General features: G+C 70.0%; 16 protein-coding genes and 1 pseudogene. 9 read left to right on the forward strand and 8 right to left on the reverse strand.

The window, feature by feature from the left end; translation table 11 throughout:
- Entirely contained in the window at positions 1-420 is a 420-nt protein-coding gene (locus A5624_RS25290) for a BlaI/MecI/CopY family transcriptional regulator (RefSeq protein WP_066872787.1), read from the reverse strand.
- 319 nt (positions 421-739) lie between these two features.
- Between A5624_RS25290 and A5624_RS25295 the strand changes: the two genes are divergently transcribed.
- A complete protein-coding gene (locus tag A5624_RS25295) occupies positions 740-1162 on the forward strand; it encodes a PaaI family thioesterase (protein WP_369827523.1) in 423 nt (140 codons plus the stop codon).
- A 43-nt stretch (positions 1163-1205) separates the two neighbouring features.
- Here the strand turns inward: A5624_RS25295 and A5624_RS25300 are convergent, their stop codons facing one another.
- The 3 genes from A5624_RS25300 to A5624_RS25310 all read right to left on the reverse strand — a co-directional run bounded on the left by A5624_RS25300 (position 1206) and on the right by A5624_RS25310 (position 4430).
- Positions 1206-2591, reverse strand: a complete 1386-nt coding sequence (locus tag A5624_RS25300) for an NAD(P)/FAD-dependent oxidoreductase (RefSeq protein ID WP_066872790.1) — start codon at positions 2589-2591, stop codon at positions 1206-1208.
- 186 nt (positions 2592-2777) lie between these two features.
- Positions 2778-3695: an LLM class F420-dependent oxidoreductase gene (locus A5624_RS25305; RefSeq protein WP_066872833.1), complete on the reverse strand. Its 918-nt coding sequence runs from the start codon at positions 3693-3695 to the stop codon at positions 2778-2780.
- 57 nt (positions 3696-3752) lie between these two features.
- Positions 3753-4430 (reverse strand): SDR family oxidoreductase, encoded by a 678-nt coding sequence (locus A5624_RS25310; RefSeq protein WP_066872793.1) that lies wholly within the window; start codon positions 4428-4430, stop codon positions 3753-3755.
- Positions 4431-4624: 194 nt separating this feature from the next.
- Here A5624_RS25310 and modA point away from each other — a divergent pair, with 194 nt between their 5' ends.
- The 6 genes from modA to A5624_RS25340 all read left to right on the forward strand — a co-directional run bounded on the left by modA (position 4625) and on the right by A5624_RS25340 (position 10044).
- Positions 4625-5395 carry a molybdate ABC transporter substrate-binding protein gene (gene modA / locus A5624_RS25315; protein ID WP_066872796.1) on the forward strand — a complete coding sequence of 257 codons (771 nt, stop codon included), beginning with the start codon at positions 4625-4627 and terminating at the stop codon, positions 5393-5395.
- Positions 5396-5402: 7 nt separating this feature from the next.
- The gene (locus A5624_RS25320; RefSeq protein WP_066872799.1) at positions 5403-6203 is read left to right on the forward strand and encodes an ABC transporter permease; all 801 of its coding nucleotides are present in this window, start codon (positions 5403-5405) and stop codon (positions 6201-6203) included.
- The gene (locus A5624_RS25325) at positions 6200-7303 is read left to right on the forward strand and encodes a sulfate/molybdate ABC transporter ATP-binding protein (RefSeq protein ID WP_066872802.1); all 1104 of its coding nucleotides are present in this window, start codon (positions 6200-6202) and stop codon (positions 7301-7303) included. The genes A5624_RS25320 and A5624_RS25325 overlap by 4 nt, the downstream gene beginning before the upstream one ends.
- A gap of 121 nt (positions 7304-7424) precedes the next feature.
- Entirely contained in the window at positions 7425-8522 is a 1098-nt protein-coding gene (locus A5624_RS25330; RefSeq protein ID WP_066872804.1) for an alanine and proline-rich secreted protein Apa, read from the forward strand.
- 145 nt (positions 8523-8667) lie between these two features.
- The gene (locus A5624_RS25335) at positions 8668-8970 is read left to right on the forward strand and encodes a GlsB/YeaQ/YmgE family stress response membrane protein (protein ID WP_066872807.1); all 303 of its coding nucleotides are present in this window, start codon (positions 8668-8670) and stop codon (positions 8968-8970) included.
- Positions 8971-9015: 45 nt separating this feature from the next.
- Entirely contained in the window at positions 9016-10044 is a 1029-nt protein-coding gene (locus A5624_RS25340) for a zinc-binding alcohol dehydrogenase family protein (RefSeq protein ID WP_066872810.1), read from the forward strand.
- Between the two features lie 6 nt (positions 10045-10050).
- Here A5624_RS25340 and A5624_RS25345 read toward each other — a convergent pair whose 3' ends face one another.
- From A5624_RS25345 to A5624_RS25360, 4 genes are all read right to left on the reverse strand, one after another.
- Positions 10051-10812: a CPBP family intramembrane glutamic endopeptidase gene (locus A5624_RS25345; protein ID WP_066872812.1), complete on the reverse strand. Its 762-nt coding sequence runs from the start codon at positions 10810-10812 to the stop codon at positions 10051-10053.
- Positions 10813-10893: 81 nt separating this feature from the next.
- Positions 10894-13287 carry a phosphoketolase gene (locus A5624_RS25350; protein ID WP_066872815.1) on the reverse strand — a complete coding sequence of 798 codons (2394 nt, stop codon included), beginning with the start codon at positions 13285-13287 and terminating at the stop codon, positions 10894-10896.
- A gap of 44 nt (positions 13288-13331) precedes the next feature.
- Positions 13332-14192: an SDR family oxidoreductase gene (locus tag A5624_RS25355; protein ID WP_066872817.1), complete on the reverse strand. Its 861-nt coding sequence runs from the start codon at positions 14190-14192 to the stop codon at positions 13332-13334.
- 109 nt (positions 14193-14301) lie between these two features.
- A complete protein-coding gene (locus A5624_RS25360; protein ID WP_066872820.1) occupies positions 14302-15219 on the reverse strand; it encodes an undecaprenyl-diphosphate phosphatase in 918 nt (305 codons plus the stop codon).
- 214 nt (positions 15220-15433) lie between these two features.
- Here A5624_RS25360 and A5624_RS25365 point away from each other — a divergent pair, with 214 nt between their 5' ends.
- Positions 15434-17836, forward strand: coding sequence for a CaiB/BaiF CoA-transferase family protein (locus tag A5624_RS25365; protein WP_066872823.1), 2403 nt, complete (start codon positions 15434-15436; stop codon positions 17834-17836).
- 83 nt (positions 17837-17919) lie between these two features.
- Positions 17920-18203, forward strand: a pseudogene (locus A5624_RS25370) (hypothetical protein); the annotation flags it as partial.

Here is an 18203-nt window from a genome sequence, read left to right on the forward strand (position 1 = left end):
TCAGGCCTCCGGTGCAGCGCCAGCAGATGGTGAGTTATTGCGTTGATTGGCTTCCAGTTCGGCGAGCGCGCGCCGCAGCGCCTCCGCCTCGTCGGCGCCGACCCGTTCGACGAAGTGCACCAGCGCGGCCTGCCGGCCCCCGGGATCCTCGGCTTGGGCCAGCGCGTCCACCATGAGTCCGGCGACCAGCTCGTCGCGACCATGAACAGGCGCATACCGGTGCGCCCGGTCGTCCCGGATCTGCGAGACCAGGTTCTTCTTGGCCAGCCGTTGCAGCACGGTCATGATCGTGGTGTAGGCGAGATCGCGCTGCGCCGACAACGCCTCATGGACCTGGCGAACGGTCTGAGGCTCGGGCGTGGACCACAGGTGGTCCATGACGGCCCGTTCCAGATCCCCCAGCCGAGTCAGTTTGGCCATAGTTCGTTCATCTCCTGAGCGTCGAAACCAGCGTACTCCGGCTTACTACCGACGGTCGTACGGAAGGCTGACAAACCACTGTGTCGGCCGACGCGCGCGCCCCCGGGGCGAACAAGAAGAACAATACCCCTTGCGAAGTTAGGGCAGCCTTGCCTATGCTGATCGAGTCGAGCGATAACAGACCGTGTGAGTGTCCTGAGGGCTGCAGCGACCCCCGGTCTACTCGATCGGCGAGCCCCGTGCCAACAGGTACGGGGCTCAGCCGTTTTCGGGGCCAAAGTCCCACGGCGAAAACGCTTGCGGGCCATGGTGTAGACACATGGACGTGCCAGAGCCGCAGAATGCCATTATCCCGCCGGACTTCTCCGCACCCTTCGACCGCGAGATCGGGCTGCAGTTCACCGAACTCAGCCCCGACGGTGCGCGGGCCCAACTCGAGGTCACGCCCAAGCTGTTGCAGCCGATGGGTTTGGTGCACGGCGGCGTTTACTGCTCGATGATCGAAAGCATGGCGAGCGTGGCCGCCTACACCTGGCTGGCCACCCGCGGCGGCGGAAACGTGGTGGGCGTCAACAACAACACCGACTTCTTGCGCTCGATCGGCTCGGGCATGGTGTACGGCACCGTCGAGCCGATCCACCGCGGCCGCAGCCAGCAGTTGTGGTTGGTCACCATCACCGACGACGACGACCGCGTCGTCGCCCGCGGTCAGGTGCGGCTGCAGAACCTCGAGCTCCGCTGAGCGGCGCCCGTCACGCCGTCATTGAATTGCGCTGTCGGGCAAGCTAGCTGGCGCGTCTGGCCGCCGGCCGGTTGGCCTCGGCGGCGACCACCGCCAACTGTTCCAGCCGCGTCCGGGCGAACGCCTGCTGCTCGGTGATGGTGAGCTGGCCGCGACGGGTGCTCAGGAACGTCACCGTCCAGGACAGCAGGGTGCTGATCTTGGTCTTGAACCCGACCAGGTACACCAGGTGCAGCACCAGCCAGGCGAACCAGGCGAACAGCCCGCTGAACTCGACCGGGCCGATCTTGGCGACCGCGGAGAACCGCGACACCGTGGCCATGGAGCCCTTGTCGAAGTACTGAAAGGGCTCCCGGTCGGCCGGGTTGGCGCCGCCGAGCTCGGCCTTAATGGTGCTGGCGACGTACTTGGCGCCCTGGATGGCGCCCTGCGCCACGCCGGGCACGCCTTCGACGGCGGCCAGGTCGCCGATGACGAACACGTTCGGGTGGCCGGGGACCGACAGGTCGGGCAGGACCTTGACGCGGCCTGCGCGGTCGAGTTCGACCGACGACTGGTCGGCGAGGTCGCGACCCAGCGGGCTGGCGGACACGCCGGCGGACCAGACCTTGCACGCCGACTCGATGCGCCGGACGGTGCCGTCGGAGTCCTTGACCGTGATGCCGTTGCGGTCGACGTCGGTCACCATCGCACCCAGCTGGATCTCCACGCCCATCTTTTCCAGCCGGGCCGCCGCCCGCTGACCCAGCTTGTCGCCGAAGGGCGGCAGCACGGCGGGAGCGGCGTCGAGCAGGATCACCCGGGCCTTGGTCGAGTCGATGTGCCGGAAGGAGCCCCGCAACGTGTCCTTCGCCAATTCCGCTATCTGCCCGGCCATTTCGACGCCGGTGGGGCCGGCCCCGATGACGGTGAACGTCAGCAGCTTGGCCCGCCGCTCCGGATCGCGAGAGCGCTCGGCCTGCTCGAACGCGCTCAGGATCCGGCCGCGCACCTCGAGCGCGTCGTCGATCGACTTCATGCCCGGCGCGAACTCCGCGAAATGGTCGTTGCCGAAATAGGACTGGCCCGCGCCGGCGGCGATGATCAAGCTGTCGTAGGGGGTGTCGTAGGTGTGCCCGAGCAGGTCGGACACCACGAACTTGCCCTCCAGGTCGATGTGGGTGACGTCACCGAGCAGCACCTGGACGTTGCGCTGTCTGCGCAGGACGACCCGGGTGGGGGGTGCGATATCGCCTTCGGACACAATGCCCGTCGCCACCTGGTACAGCAGCGGCTGGAAAAGGTGGTGCGTGGTGCGGGCGATCAGCTTGATGTCGACGTTGGCGTGCTTGAGCTTCTTGGCCGCGTTCAGTCCGCCGAAGCCGGAGCCGATGATGACGACCTGGTGACGACGCTCCGGTCCATCTGTGGTTCCTGGCTGGGGGCTCATGTTTCCGCTGCTCCTGACGGGGGCTCCTGGACGCGCGACTGCAGTCAAAGACCACGCTAGTCAGGCGGATACCCCCAAACCTAGTTGGCAACATGTGTAATCAAACACATCGTCTGTATCACTGCTGGTCGCCCAACGTGATACTCGTCATGCTCCGCCGACCGGGGCGCTGAGCTGGCGAAAGACCTACCGGCCCACCAGCGGACGCAGTGCCGCGCCGGCCGCCTCGATGACGCCGGGCGTGTAGGCGGGCAGGTTGATGATGACGCCGTCGATGCCCGCGTCGATCACCTTGGACTTGAGCTGATCGGCGACCGCGTCCGGCGTGCCGGCCACCATGCGCTGCGTCATCTCGGCGGGGATCTGGTCGAGGCTCGCGTTGTCGTCGATCAGGGCCGTGATCAGCGCGCTGGTCTCCAGGGTGGCGGGGTCGCGGCCCACCTCTTCGCAGGACCGGCGCACGGCGTCCACCTTGCGCGGCAGTTCGTCGAAGCCCGCGATCACGTTGAGGTGGTCGAAGTGCCGGGCGGCGAGCGGGATCGTCTTCTTCTCCCCGCTGCCGCCGATCATCAGCGGAATGTGTTCCCGGAAGCGGGGATTGGCGAACGCCTCGCTGGTCTGGTACCACTGGCCCGAGACGGTGGCCCGCTCGCCGGAGATCATCGGCAAGATGATCTGCAGGGCCTCGTCGAGCCGGTTGAACCTGTCGGTGAAGGTGCCGAATTCGAAGCCCAACTGGTCGTGCTCGAGCTGGAACCATCCGGTGCCGATGCCCAGGATCGCCCGTCCCTGGCTGACGACGTCCAGCGTGGTGATGATCTTCGCGAGCAGGCTCGGGTTTCGATACGTATTGCCGGTCACCAGCGTGCCCAGCTGCACCCGCTCGGTGGCGGTGGCCAGCGCCCCCAGTACGGTATAGGCCTCCAGCATCGGCTGGTCGGGTGAACCCAACATCGGCAGTTGGTAGAAGTGGTCCATCACGAAAACCGAGTCGAATCCGGCTGATTCGGCTTCGCGGGCCTGGGCGACGACGGTGGGGAAGAGTTGTTCAACCCCGGTGCCGTAGGAAAAGTTGGGAATCTGCAGACCGAGTCGAATAGCCACGAGAATCACCGTAGCGATCGGCCCTGCCCGAAAGAAGGGCGCGCGGCGTGTTACGCGTCAGGCGAAACGGGCCAGCGCGCCGTGGCTCACGTGCAACGTCTGGCCGGTGATGTGGCGGGCCGCCGAGGTGGTCAGGAACAGCGCCAACCGGGCGGCCTCCGCGGACACCGGCGCCGGCGTGCGCGACAACCCGTCGTAGCCGGCCTCGGCGCTGCGTCCGCTCGCCACCACGTTGACGGTGATGCCGCGGGTGCCGAAGATGCCCGCCTGGCCCGCGGCCCAGTTCGACAGCGCGGCCTTGATGGCGGCGTCGGCGCTGCCGGCCGGTGGGTTCTCGGGCACCACACTGATGATCGAGCCGCCCGAGCGCAGGTGATCACCGATGGCCTGGACGGTCAGCACCGCGGAAAGCACCGCCGCGTCAAGGGCCTTGCGCCAGGCGTTGGCGGTGTCGGCGATCGAATAGGTGCGTGGGTCGCCGGCCTCCCAGGTGGGCGCCGGCACGTGGACGATGGTGTCCAGGTGATGCGGGAACAGCGGACGGGCCTCTTCCAGGCTGGCCGGGTCGGTGGTGTCGCAGACGATCGACTCGACCTCCAGCTCCTTGGCGGCGATCTCCAGGTCGCTCTTGCGCGCACCCACCAGGGTCACCTTGTGGCCGTCGTCGCGGAAGCCCTCGGCCACCGTGCGTCCCAGCTCCGTGTCTCCGCCGGTAACCAGCACCTCCACCGCCATGACCTCCTCGTGTGCACGCGCGTTATGGCGTCGATCCCCGGATATGTTACTGGACAGTAGCTAGCCGGCGAAACTTTCGCCGGCGCGACGCGCGGATCAGTTGCGTAACTATTCGGGCGTCACTTTCCCGCGCACTTTCTTGCGGCGATTCAACCGCCGAGCGCACCGCATTATCGGCGGGCTAGGGTGCATCCATGCGTCGGATCGGGATCCTGGCCGCTGTGGTTTCGACGGTGCTGGCAGCGGGGCCGATCGGGTGCGGTTCGCAGCCCGCGCAGCCCGCGCAGGCCTCGGGCAAGGTGGTGGTGTTCGCCGCGGCGTCGCTCAAGCCGGCGTTCACCCAGATCGGCCAGCAGTTCACGGCCCAGAATCCGGGCGCGGGCGTCGACTTCGAGTTCGCCGGCTCCTCCGATCTGGCGACCCAGCTGACGCAGGGCGCAACGGCCGACGTGTTCGCCTCGGCCGACACCGCCCAGATGGATGCGGTCAGCAAGGCCGGCTTGCTGGCCGGCGACCCGACGAACTTCGCGTCGAACACCCTGGTCATCGTCACCGCTCCGGGCAACCCCAAGCGAATCGGCTCCTTCGCCGATCTGGCCAGACCCGGCCTCAACGTGGTGACCTGCCAGCAGCCGGTGCCGTGCGGGGCGGCGGCCCGCCGCGTCGAAGACCGCACGGGCGTGCGCCTCAACCCGGTCAGCGAGGAACCCAGCGTGACCGACGCCCTCACCAAGGTCACCAGCGGCCAGGCCGACGCCGCGCTGGTCTATGTCACCGACGCCAAGAACGCCGGCGCCAAGGTGGCGAGCGTGGCCTTCCCGGAGGCCGCCGCCGCGGCGAACGTCTATCCCATCGGCGTGCTGAAGAACGCGCCGCTCGCCGCGCAGGCGCACAAGTTCGTCGACTTGGTGACCTCGCCGACCGGGCAGCAGATCCTGGTCCAGGCCGGCTTCGCGAAACCCTGAGCCGCCCGTGCACCGGCCGACGGACCTGCCCCGCTGGGTGTACCTCCCCGCGGCGGCGGGGGCCGTCTTCGTGGTGCTGCCGTTGCTGGCCATCGCGGTCAAGGTCGACTGGCCGCACTTCTGGTCGCTGATCACCAGCTCGTCGTCGAAAACGGCGCTGTTGCTGAGCCTGAAGACCGCCGCCGCCAGCACGGCGCTGTGCGTGGTCTTCGGGGTGCCGATGGCGCTGGTGCTGGCGCGCAGCACGGCGCGGGTGGTCCGGTTGCTGCGGCCGCTGATCCTGCTGCCCCTGGTGCTGCCGCCCGTGGTCGGTGGCATCGCGCTGCTCTACGCGTTCGGCCGGCTGGGGCTGCTCGGCCGGTACCTGGAGGCCGCCGGTGTCGGGATCGCGTTCAGCACCACCGCCGTGGTGCTGGCCCAGACCTTCGTCTCGCTGCCGTTCCTGGTCATCTCCCTCGAGGGCGCCGCGCGCACCGCCGGCGCCGACTACGAGCTGGTGGCCGCGACGCTGGGGGCGCGCCCGAGCGTCGTGTGGTGGCGGGTCACCCTGCCGCTGCTGTTGCCGGGCGTGGTGTCGGGGGCGGTGCTGGCCTTCGCCCGCTCGCTGGGCGAATTCGGGGCGACACTGACCTTCGCGGGATCCCGCCAGGGGGTGACCCGCACGCTGCCGCTGGAGATCTACCTGCAGCGGGTGACCGACGCCAATGCCGCTGTGGCGCTGTCGATCCTGCTGGTGGTGGTGGCGGCCCTGGTGGTGCTGGGCCTGGGCACCCGCCGGCTGGCCGGGGCCGACACGGGGCAACCGTGAGCGAATTGCAGCTGCGCGCGATCGTCGCGGACCGCGGGGTGGACGTGGAGTTCGAGGTATCCGCGGGCGAGGTGCTCGCCGTGCTCGGCCCCAACGGCGCCGGCAAATCGACGGTGCTACACGTCATCGCGGGGCTACTTCGGCCCGACCACGCGGTGGTGCGGCTGGGGGACCGGGTCCTGACCGACACCGCGGCCGGCGTCAGCGTGCCGACACACGACCGCCGGGTCGGGCTGCTGCTGCAGGATGCGCTGCTGTTCCCGCACATGAGTGTTGCCGCCAACGTCGGTTTCGGACCGCACAGCCGTCGGGCGCGGTGGCGGGCGGGTCGCACCGCAAGATCCGACACGGCGCTGGGGTGGCTGCGCGAGGTGGACGCGGAGGGCCTGGCCGACCGGAAGCCGCGCCAGCTGTCCGGCGGGCAAGCGCAGCGGGTCGCGATCGCCCGGGCGCTGGCCGCCGAACCAGACGTGTTGCTGCTCGACGAACCGCTGGCCGGGCTCGACGTCGCCGCGGCGGCCGCGATCCGGGCCGTGCTGCGCAGGGTGATCACCCGCACCGGCTGTGCGGCGGTCCTGGTCACCCACGACCTGCTGGACGTGTTCACCCTGGCCGATCGCGTCCTGGTGCTGGAGTCGGGCACAATCGCCGAAATCGGGCCGGTGCCAGACGTTCTCACCGCACCACGCAGTCATTTCGCGGCCCGGATCGCGGGCATCAACCTGGTGAACGGAACCGTCGGCCGGGACGGCTCGCTGCACGCGGACTCCGGTGTCCGCTGGTATGCGGCCCCTGCACAGGGCGGCGAAGCCTTTTCGCCCGAGCAGCATGCGATCGCGGTGTTTTCGCCGACGGCGGTGGCCGTCTACCGCGATCGGCCGCACGGCAGCCCCCGCAACACCGTCGAGGTCACCGTCGCGGAGCTGGATGTCCGCGGCCCCGCGGTCTTGGTGCGCGGTACTCAGCAACCCGACGGCGCCCCGGGCCTGGCCGCGGAGATCACCGTCGACGCCGCTTCGGAGCTGCAGTTGGCGCCCGGCGACCGGGTGTGGTTCTCCGTCAAGGCGCACGAAGTGGCGCTGCATCCCGCCGCCCGGTGACGGCGCCGCGCGGGGCCGCGCCGCCCGACGAAGGTTGCACATTGGCAACATCGGTAAATCCGCGCAGCATTCGTCGCAATGCATCCTTGCGTCACAGCGGTAACACGGTAGGTTCGTCGCCATGGAGCAGGTGGATCCGACCTCGACCCGTCGCAAAGGATTGTGGACGACCCTGGCAATCACCACGGTGACCGGCGCCAGCGCCGTCGCCATCGCGTTGCCGGCAACCTCGAACGCCGATCCCGAGGTGCCGACCCCGGTCCCGCCAACCACGGCCACGGCTCCACCCGGCGCCCCGGCGCCCACGGTGCCGCCGGCCGCCCAGGCGCCGAACGGGCAACCGGCACCCGGCGATCCCAACGCCGCCCCGCCGCCGCCGCTCAACCCGAACGGCGCACCGCCGCCGCCCGTCGACCCGAACGCCCCGCCGCCACCGCCGGCCGATCCGAACGCCGGGCGGATCACCAACGCGGTCGGGGGATTCAGCTACGTCCTGCCCGGCGGCTGGGTGGAGTCGGACGCGTCGCACCTCGACTACGGCTCGGCGCTGCTGAGCAAGGTCACCGGCCCGCCGCCGGCGCCCGACCAGCCACCGGCCGTCGCCAATGACACCCGCATCGTGATGGGCCGCCTGGACCAAAAGCTCTACGCGAGCGCGGAAGCCAACAATGCCAAGGCCGCCGTGCGGCTGGGCTCGGACATGGGCGAGTTCTTCATGCCCTATCCCGGCACCCGGATCAACCAGGACGCCACGCCGCTCACCGGGAGCAACGGCAGCACCGGCAGCGCGTCGTATTACGAAGTGAAGTTCAGCGACGCGTCCAAGCCAAACGGCCAGATCTGGACCGGGGTCATCGGCGCGGCCAACGGCGGGACCGCCCAACGCTGGTTCGTGGTGTGGCTCGGAACCTCGAACGACCCGGTGGACCGGGGCGCGGCCAAGGCGCTCACCGAGTCGATCCAGGCGTGGACACCGCCGGCGGCACCGGCGCCGGCTCCGGGAACCCCCGCGGCGCCGGGCGCCCCGGCTGCGCCCGCACCGGCACCCGGGGCAGTGCCACCGGCCGCCCCGGCGGCGCCGGCCGCCCCTGGTGCCCCAGCGCCGGCTCCCGCGGCCCCCGCGGCGCCCGGAGCACCGGCGCAGGCTCCGGGTGGGGCGCCCGCCTCCGAGGTGAGCCCGCCCCCCACGCCGACACCGCAGCAGACCCTGTCGGCCTGACAGCTCCGCCGACCGGTTCGGCCGCGACGGAAACCGACTGGTCAACCGTCTCCGATTCGGCACTCATTTCGTGACCCAAACTGGGTATACCGGAATGACGCCCAGCAAATAGCTGGGCTTTGCCAGCGATTGCAAGGAGACTTTCATGACTGTCATGGCAGCAACCGAATTTCTTGCCCGCTCCACCACTTTGACCAGCGTCGGCTGGATCGGCTACATCATCATCGGCGGTCTCGCCGGAGCGCTCGCCAGCAGGATCATCCGGGGCAGCGGGGCCGGCATCCTGATGGACATCGTCATCGGCATCGTCGGCGCCCTGATTGGTGGATTCATCCTGAGCTTCTTCGTCAACACCGCGGGCGGCGGGATCATCTTCACCTTCTTCACCGCGCTGCTCGGCGCCGTGCTCCTGCTCTGGGTCGTCGGCTTGGTGCGACACAGGACGTAGGGCTTAACCCGTTGCGGCCGTGGTGGTTAGCGGCATGATGGATTGATGCCTCCACCGGTGACCACCACGGCAATGCGCGCCTGGCGCGTACGTCGACCCGGGCCGATGAACACCGGCCCGCTGGAGCAAGTCACCACCGAGATACCGCGCCCCGGACCGTCCGAACTGCTGGTGGCCGTGCGCGCCTGCGGCGTCTGCCGCACCGACCTGCATGTCACCGAGGGCGACCTGCCGGTGCACCGCGACCGGGTCACTCCCGGCCATGAGGTGGTTGGTGAAGTCATCGAGATGGGCGCCGAGGCCGCCGGCGAATTCCGGGTGGGGGATCGGGTCGGCATCGCCTGGTTGCGCCACACCTGCGGCGTCTGCAAATACTGTCGTCGCGGCGACGAGAACCTGTGCCCCCAGTCCCGCTACACCGGTTGGGACGCCGACGGCGGCTACGCCGAATTCGCCACCGTCCCGGCGGCATTCGCGCACCCACTGCCGAGCGGCTACAGCGACAGCGAGCTGGCGCCGCTGCTGTGCGCGGGCATCATCGGCTACCGCTCGTTGTTGCGCGCCGAGCTTCCACCCGGCGGCCGCCTGGGCCTCTACGGCTTCGGCGGCAGCGCGCACATCACCGCGCAGGTGGCGTTGGCGCAAGGCGCCGAGGTGCACGTGATGACCCGCGGAGCCCCAGCGCAGGAACTGGCGTTGCAGCTCGGCGCCGCGTCGGCTCAGGGCGCGGCCGATCCACCGCCGGTGCCGCTGGATGCCGCGATCCTGTTTGCCCCGGTGGGGGATCTGGTGCTGCCCGCGCTCGAGGCGCTGGACCGCGGCGGGACCCTGGCCATCGCCGGGATCCACCTGTCCGATATCCCGACCCTGAACTACCAGCGCCACCTGTTCCAGGAACGCCAGGTCCGATCGGTCACGTCCAACACCCGGGCCGACGCGCGGGCCTTCCTCGACTTCGCGAGCAAACACCACATCGAGGTGACGACGCCGGAATATCCGCTGGGACAGGCCGATCGGGCGCTGGCGGATCTGAGCGCCGGGCGCATCGCCGGTGCGGCGGTGCTGCTGGTGTGAACCCGGTCAGGCGGACAGGTGCCACACCAGTGCGGCCGCCAGCGCGCCAAGGCCGTTCAATGACCAGTGCAACGCGATCGGCGCGATCAGGCTGCCGCTGCGCCGGCGCAGCCAGCTGAAGACGAACCCGGCCGCCCCGGTGGCCAGCACCGCGCCGGTCACCCCCGCCGCCATCCCCACGATCCCGCCGCCGAACAGCCGGGTGAAGCCGACGTTGCTGCTGGTCAACCCGAACGACGTCGCGACGTGCCACAGCCCGAACAACAGCGAGCCGGCCAGCGCGACGCCGCGAAAGCCCCAGGCCCGGTTGAGCGTTCCGTGCAGCACGCCGCGGAAGGCCAGCTCCTCGGGAATCACGGTCTGCAGCGGGATGATGACCATCGAGGCGATCAGCGCCCCGGAGATGGTGGCGTAGCGGTTGTTCATGAACATCGGCCGGGTGGCCGGCAGCAGGACGCCCGCCGCGATCACCGCGGCCACGACGACCACGGCGGCCACCGCGTAACCCAGGCCGGGCTTCCAGTGCTCGCGGCCCAGACCCAGGTCCGCCCAGCCCAGGCCGCGCCACCGCATCAGGACCACCAGGCCGACGGCCGCGGCGGGCACGGTCGCGATGCTCGCCCACGGCGTGGTGAAGTGCGCGATCAGGTTGGTCAGCACCAGCACCGCGACGACGACGGCGATGTCGAGGTGGATCCGGAATCGGTGCGGCGCCGCCAGTGGGGACACCAGGGGCTCGATGCGGGCGGTCCCGGTGGCGTCAGGCATCCGACCAGCTTACCGGCGCCGGTCCCGCCTCGACGTTCGACGAGGTGGCCGTCACGATCCCGGTGGCGCCGAAACGCGGTGTCAGCCCGGGTCGCTCGGCGACCAGGTCCAGCCGGAGATCTTCGGGTCGTCCTCGCCATGCTCGCGGGTGTACATCCGCGCGGCCAGGCGGGCGTCGACCATGCGCTGGCGCAGCATGGCGGCGCGACTGGCCAGCCCGTCCACCCGGTCGATCACGTCGATGACCAGGTGGAAGCGGTCCAGGTCGTTGAGCATCACCATGTCGAAGGGCGTGGTCGTGGTGCCGCGCTCCTTGAAGCCGCGCACGTGCAGGTGGGCGTGGTTGGTGCGGCTATAGGTGAGCCGGTGGATCAGCCAGGGATAGCCGTGGTAGGCGAAGATCACCGGCTTGTCCCGGGTGAACAGCGCGTCGAACTCGCGGTCCGGCAGGCCGTGTGGGTGCTCGGAGTCCGGCTGCAGCCGCATCAGGTCGACGATGTTGATCACCCGCACCCCCAGGTCCGGCAGCTCGCGGCGCAGGATGTCGGCGGCGGCCAGCGTCTCGAGCGTGGGGATGTCGCCCGCGCAGGCCAGCACCACGTCGGGTTCGTCGGTGGCGGTGCTCGCCCAGTCCCAGATGCCCAGGCCGCGGGTGCAGTGCGCGATGGCTTCGTCCATGCCGAGGTAGGCCAGCGCGGGCTGCTTGCCGGCCACGATGACGTTGATGTAGTCGCGGCTGCGCAGGCAGTGGTCGGCCACCGAGAGCAGGGTGTTGCCGTCCGGCGGCAGGTAGACGCGGGTCAGCTCGGGACGTTTGTTGGCGACGAGGTCGATGAACCCCGGGTCCTGGTGGGACGCGCCGTTGTGGTCCTGGCGCCAGACGTGCGAGCTCAGCAGGTAGTTGAGCGACGCGATGGGGCGCCGCCACGGGAGTTCCCGGCTGGTGGCAAGCCATTTCGCGTGCTGGTTGAGCATCGAGTCGACGATGTGCACGAACGCCTCGTAGCAGTTGAACAGCCCGTGCCGGCCGGTCAGCAGGTAGCCCTCCAGCCAGCCCTGGCACAGGTGCTCGGAGAGCACCTCCATCACCCGGCCGTCGGGGGCGAGGTGTTCGTCGTCGGGCTCGACCTCCGAGAGCCACACCTTGTCGGTCGAGCCGTAGACGGCGTCGAGCCGATTCGACGCCGTCTCGTCGGGCCCCATCAGCCGGAACCGATCCCGGTTGCGGGCGATCACGTCGCGCAGGAACGTGCCCAGCACCCGGGTGGCCTCGTGCGTGGCGGCCGCCGGCCGCTCGACGGCCACGGCGTAGTCGCGGAAGTCCGGCAGGTCCAGGTCGTGCAGCAGCAGGCCGCCGTTGGCGTGCGGGTTGGCGCTCATCCGCCGATCGCCGGTGGGCGCCAGGACCCGCAATTCCTCACGTAGCCTGCCGTTTTCGTCGAACAGCTGCTCAGGGGCGTAGCTGCGCAGCCACTCCTCGAGCTGGGCGCGGTGTTCGGGATTGTCGTGCGTCTCGGACAACGGCACCTGATGCGAGCGCCAGGTGCCCTCGACCTTCTTGCCGTCCACCACCTTGGGTCCGGTCCAGCCCTTGGGCGTGCGCAGCACGATCATCGGCCACACCGGCCGCTCGACCTCGCCGCCGCCGCGGGCCGCGCTCTGGATGGCCGCGATGTCGTCGAACGCGTCGTCGAGCGCCGCGGCCAGTTGCTGGTGCACGTCGGCCGGGTCGTCCCCGGCAACCGTGATCGGCCGGTAGCCGTAGCCGCGCAGCAGCGCTTCCAGCTCGTCGTGGGGGATGCGGGCCAGCACCGTCGGGTTGGCGATCTTGTAGCCGTTAAGCGCCAGGATGGGCAGCACCGCGCCGTCGGTCACCGGGTTGAGGAACTTGTTGGAGTGCCAGCTGGCGGCCAGCGGCCCGGTTTCGGCCTCGCCGTCGCCGACCACGCAGGCCACCACCAGATACGGATTGTCCAGCGCGGCGCCGTAGGCGTGCACGAGCGCGTAGCCCAGCTCACCGCCCTCGTGGATGGAGCCCGGCGTCTGCGCGGCGACGTGGCTGGGGATGCCGCCGGGGAAGGAGAACTGCCGGAACAGCTTGCGCAGGCCCTCGGTGTCCTCCTCGATGCCGGTGTACACCTCGCTGTAGGTGCCCTCCAGGTAGGCGTTGGCGACCAGCCCGGGGCCGCCGTGGCCCGGGCCGGTCACGTAGATGACGTCGGCGTCGCGGTTGCGGATGATCCGGTTCAAGTGCGCGTAGACGAGGTTGAGCCCGGGCGTGGTGCCCCAGTGCCCCAGCAGTCGCGGTTTGACGTGTTCGGTGGACAGCGGCTCGGTGAGCAGCGGGTTGTCGAGGAGGTAGATCTGCCCCACCGAGAGATAGTTGGCGGCGCGCCAGTATTTGTCGATGAGAGCGAGTTCGTCGTCGGAGAGCGGAGATTGCGCGGGCACGGAGGTTCGGGTTTCTAGGCTCACTGGGCCGATTGTGCGCGCCTTCGGCGCACAATGCTCGTGCGCGGCTAGTCTTCGCCGCGGGCGCGGGCCTCGTACGCCTGCCGCTTGGCCACGTCGACGTCGTCGGTGAAGACGTGATCGCCGCCGAGCATCCGGTTGAGCCCCTCGGCGATTCGACGCGGCCAGAACTTCTGGGAGACCACCATCGCGCCGGCCGCCTTGGTGATCCGCACCCGCGGCTTGGGGTGGGCGACCAGGTTGACGATCGCGTCGGCGATCTCGGCGGGCTCGGCGTTGCGGAAGCCCTTCATGCCGGGGGTGCCGGCGACCAGCTCGGTGTTGACGAACGTCGGTAACACCAGAGAGAACTTCACCCCGGCCTTGCGGTACTCCAGCCGGGCCGAGTCGGTGAACGCGACCACCGCGTGCTTGCTGGCGCAGTAGGTGGCCAGGCCGACGATGTAGAGCTCACCGGCCAGCGAGGCGACGTTGATGATGTGCCCCGTGCCGCGGGGGACCATGCGCTGGGCGGCCAGCTTGCTGCCCAGCATCACGCCATAGACGTTGATGTCCAGAATCCGGCGGGTGACCGCGTCCGGCTCGTCGATGACTCGGCCGACGGGCATGATGCCGGCGTTGTTGATCAGCACGTCGATCGGGCCGAGCTGCCGCTCGACCTCGTCCAGGAAGTCGGCGAACGAGTGGGGGTCGGTGACGTCGAGTTTTCCGTAGACGTCGAGGCCCAGGTCGGCGCCCGACTCCTTCACCCGCACCTCGTCGACGTCGCCGATGGCGACCTTGGCGCCCAGCTTGTGCAGCGCGGTCGCGGTGGCCAGTCCGATTCCCCGGGCGCCGCCGGTGATTACGATGACCTTGCCTTTCAGCCGGCCCCTGCCCTTCACGCCGACGGAAGCCGTATCTGCCATTCCTGGTCCCCTCCAGATTCTTGACGGGTGTCAACTTCGCCAGTGGGCTAAGCACAGCACTCGAAGTCGCCCCGCGCAACAATCCCCAGATGACCGGTAGCCCGCCGGTTCAGCGCAGGGCAAACCAAACCAGGCTGGCCCCGCCGGCCAGGGCGCAGTAGATCGCGAACGGCGTGAGCGTCCGGGTCTGGAAGTAGCGCGTCAGGAAGCGCACGGCGAGGTAGGCGCAGACGAAGGAGGCGACGCTGCCGGCCAACACCTGGCCCCCGATCCCGGCGCCGAGCGGCCCGAAGAGTTCCGGGATCTTGTACACCCCCGCGGCCAGGATGATCGGGGTCGCGAGCAGGAAGGAAAACCGCGCCGCGTCCTCGTGCGACAGGCCCCGCCACAGCCCGGCGACGATGGTGATTCCCGAGCGGCTGATGCCGGGGAACAGCGCCAGGATCTGCGCCGCACCGATCACCACGCCGCGGGGCAGCGGCAGTTGGGCGAGCCGGCGGTCCGACGCCTCGTCGCCGTGTTCGAGTTCCTGGCCGGTCGCCGCCGGCCCATCCGGTTCGGGCGCGACCCGCCGGCGCAACACTTCTCCCGCGTAGAGCGCGATCCCGTTGAGCAGCAGGAAGGCCGCCGCGGGGACCGGCTTGCCCAGTGTGGTGCGGAACAGCTGTTCTAGCGCCAGCCCCGCCAGGCCCACCGGGATGGTGCCGCCCACGATCAGCCAGGCCAGCCGCTCGTCGGGCGTCCGGATCCGGCGATGACGCAGCGAGGTGAAGAACCCGGTCAGGATGCGCACCCAGTCACGCCAGAAGAACAGCAGCAGCGCCGCGGCGGTGGCCACATGCAGGCCCACGATGAACGCCAGGTAGGGCGATTTGGGGGCCGAGACGCTGAGGTCCTGGGCCCATCGCCCGCCGGCCAGCGCGGGCACCAGCACCGCGTGCCCCAGGCTGGACACCGGGAACAGCTCGGTGACGCCTTGGAAGGCGCCGACCACCACGGCCTCGAGGTAGCTCAGGTGCGCGGTCATACGGGATGCCTCCATGAGACGACGGGTGGGCCTGGCGGATCGGCCTGTGACGATAGCCGACGCCGCGCCGGCGCGGGTCTTCGACCGACCACCGACCACCATCACCGGTGCGCCGAATCAGCTTGCCCACCCGGCACTTTGGCCGCGCCGGCGATCGATCCGCATGGGGAATGCCCGACGGGCAGCCGCCTGACCAGGCAGGTACGGTGTCCAGATGGCCGACGGGCTGCTCGATGCCGTGCGTGTGCTCGACTTGTCGAGCGGCGTCGCCGACGCGGTCACCCGCCTGTTCGCCGACCTGGGTGCCGACGTCCTCAAGGTGGAACCGCCGGGCGGATGCCTGGGACGCGATGCGCTGCCCACGCTGCGCGGCGCCAGCATTCCATTCGCCGTGCACAACGCCAACAAGCGCAGCACGGTGCTCGACCCGTTCGATGACGAGGACTGCGCCCGCTTCCTGGCACTGGCCGCCGAGGCCGACATCCTGGTGGACACCGGCGCCGACGAGCGCGGTGCCATGTTCGGGACCTCGGGCGAGGAGCTGGCGGCCCGCTACCCACACCTGGTGGTGCTCTCGATCACCGACTTCGGTGCGACGGGGTCGCGGTCGTCCTGGCGCGCCACCGATCCGGTGCTGTACGCGATGTGCGGCGCGCTGTCGCGGTCGGGCCCCACCACCGGCACGCCCGTGTTGCCGCCGGACGGCATCGCTTCGGCGACCGCCGCCGTCCAGGGGGCGTGGGCCGCGCTCGCGGCGTATTACAACCGATTACGCTGCGGCACGGGCGATTACATCGACTTCTCGTGGTTCGACGCCGTCGTGATGGCGCTCGATCCCGCGTTCGGCGCGCACGGGCAGGCCGCCGCCGGCGTCCGCCGCAGCGGGCGGTGGCGGGGCCGGCCGAAGAACCAGGACGCCTACCCGATCTATCCGTGCCGGGACGGCTACGTCCGGCTGTGTGTGATGGCGCCGCGGCAGTGGCGCGGCCTGCGGCGCTGGCTGGGGGAGCCGGAACAGTTCCAGGACCCGAAATTCGACGCGATCGGCGAGCGGTTCGCGGCCTGGCCGCAGATCAGCGAGCTGATCCGGGAGCTGTTCGCCGGGCAGACCATGCAGGATCTGGTGGCCGCCGGGCAGGCCAACGGGGCGCCGATCGCCGCGGTGCTGACGCCCGCACGGATCCTGGGGTCCGAACACTTCCAGGCGGTGGGCGCGATCACCGAGGCCGAACTGGTCCCCGGCGTGCGCACCGCCGTGCCGACCGGATATTTCGTCGTCGACGGCCGCCGCGCGGGTTTCCGGACGCCGGTCCCCGCCGCGGGAAGCGACGAACCGTATTGGAGCGGCAACCCGTCGGTGGTGCCGTCGTCCTCGGGCCGGCTCGGCGACTATCCCTTTGCCGGGCTGCGGATTCTGGATCTGGGCATCATCGTGGCCGGCGGTGAGCTGAGCCGGTTGTTCGGCGACCTGGGCGCCGACGTCATCAAAGTCGAAAGCGTCGACTACCCGGACGGACTGCGGCAGGCCCGGATCGGCGACGCGATGAGCGAGTCGTTCGCCTGGACGCACCGCAACAACCGGGGCCTGGGATTGGATCTGCGCAGCGCCGCGGGCAAGAAGATCTTCGGCCGCCTGGTGGCCGAGGCCGACGCCGTCTTCGCCAACTTCAAGCCGGGGACCCTTGGGGCACTGGGGTTTTCCTACGACGAGCTGCGCGCGCTCAACCCGCGCATTGTGCTGGCCGAAAGCAGCGCGTTCGGCGACACGGGGCCGTGGAGCGCGCGGCTGGGCTACGGCCCACTGGTGCGCGCCACCACCGGGGTCACCCGGCTCTGGACGTCAGACGAGGCGACCGACAACGCCGCCGCGGGCCGGCACGGGTTCTACGACGCGACGACGGTCTTCCCCGACCACGTGGTGGGCCGGGTCACCGCGATCGGGGCGCTGGCCGCGCTGATCCACCGCGACCGGACCGGCCGGGGCGCCCACGTCCACATCTCGCAGGCCGAGGTCGTGGTCAACCAACTCGACACGCTGTACGTCACCGAGGCCGCGCTGGCCGCGGGCGTCACGCAGATCCGCGAGGACACCGGGCTGCATGCGGTCTATCCCTGCGCCGGTGACGACGAATGGTGCGTCATCTCGATCCGGTCGGACGACGAATGGCGCCGCGCCGCTTGGGTTTTCGATCACGCCGGGTGGGCCGAGGACCCGCGCTTCGCCACCGGCGAGGCGCGGCTGGCCCATCGCCGCGAGCTGGTGGAGCTGGTCTCGGGGTGGACCCGCACCCGTACCCCGTTGCGGGCCGCCGAACTGTTGCAGTCGGCCGGGGTCCCGGCGGGGCCGATGAACCGCCCGCCGGACGTGCTCGAGGACCCCCAGCTGGTGGCGCGGAACGTCTACAGCCCCATGACGCATCCCCTGATCGACAACCCGTTGCCGGCCGAGACGGGTCCGGCGCCGTATCGCCACATCCCGGCGGCCCGGCACGCCCCGGCGCCGCTGCCCGGCCAGCACACCGTCGAGATCTGCCGGGAGGTGCTCGGGATGAACCCCGCGGACATCCAGCGGCTGCTCGACGACGGCGTCCTGTCCGCCCCGGCCGACACCGTCTAGCGGTCGAGCCCGCAGCGCCACCCCGCGGGCGCCACGGCGAGGCCCGACGGGACCAGATCCATAGCCACGCTAAATTCGTTCCCATGAGCGTCGACCCCACGACCCCGGTGTTGATCGGCTACGGCCAGGTCAACCATCGCGACGAGATCGACCCGGAAGGCCGCTCGGTCGAGCCGATGGACCTGATGGTGGCCGCGGCCGAGCAAGCCGCCGACCCCGCGGTGATCCAGGCCGTCGACTCCATTCGCATCGTCAACATCCTGTCGGCCCAATACCGCGACCCGGGCCTGTTGCTCGGCCAGCGGATCGGGGCGACGGACTTCAGCACGCTGTACAGCCCCGTCGGGGGCAACGTGCCACAGTCGCT

The sequence above is a fragment of the Mycobacterium sp. 1482292.6 genome (assembly GCF_001672995.1).
GTDB classification, from domain to species: domain Bacteria; phylum Actinomycetota; class Actinomycetes; order Mycobacteriales; family Mycobacteriaceae; genus Mycobacterium; species Mycobacterium europaeum_A.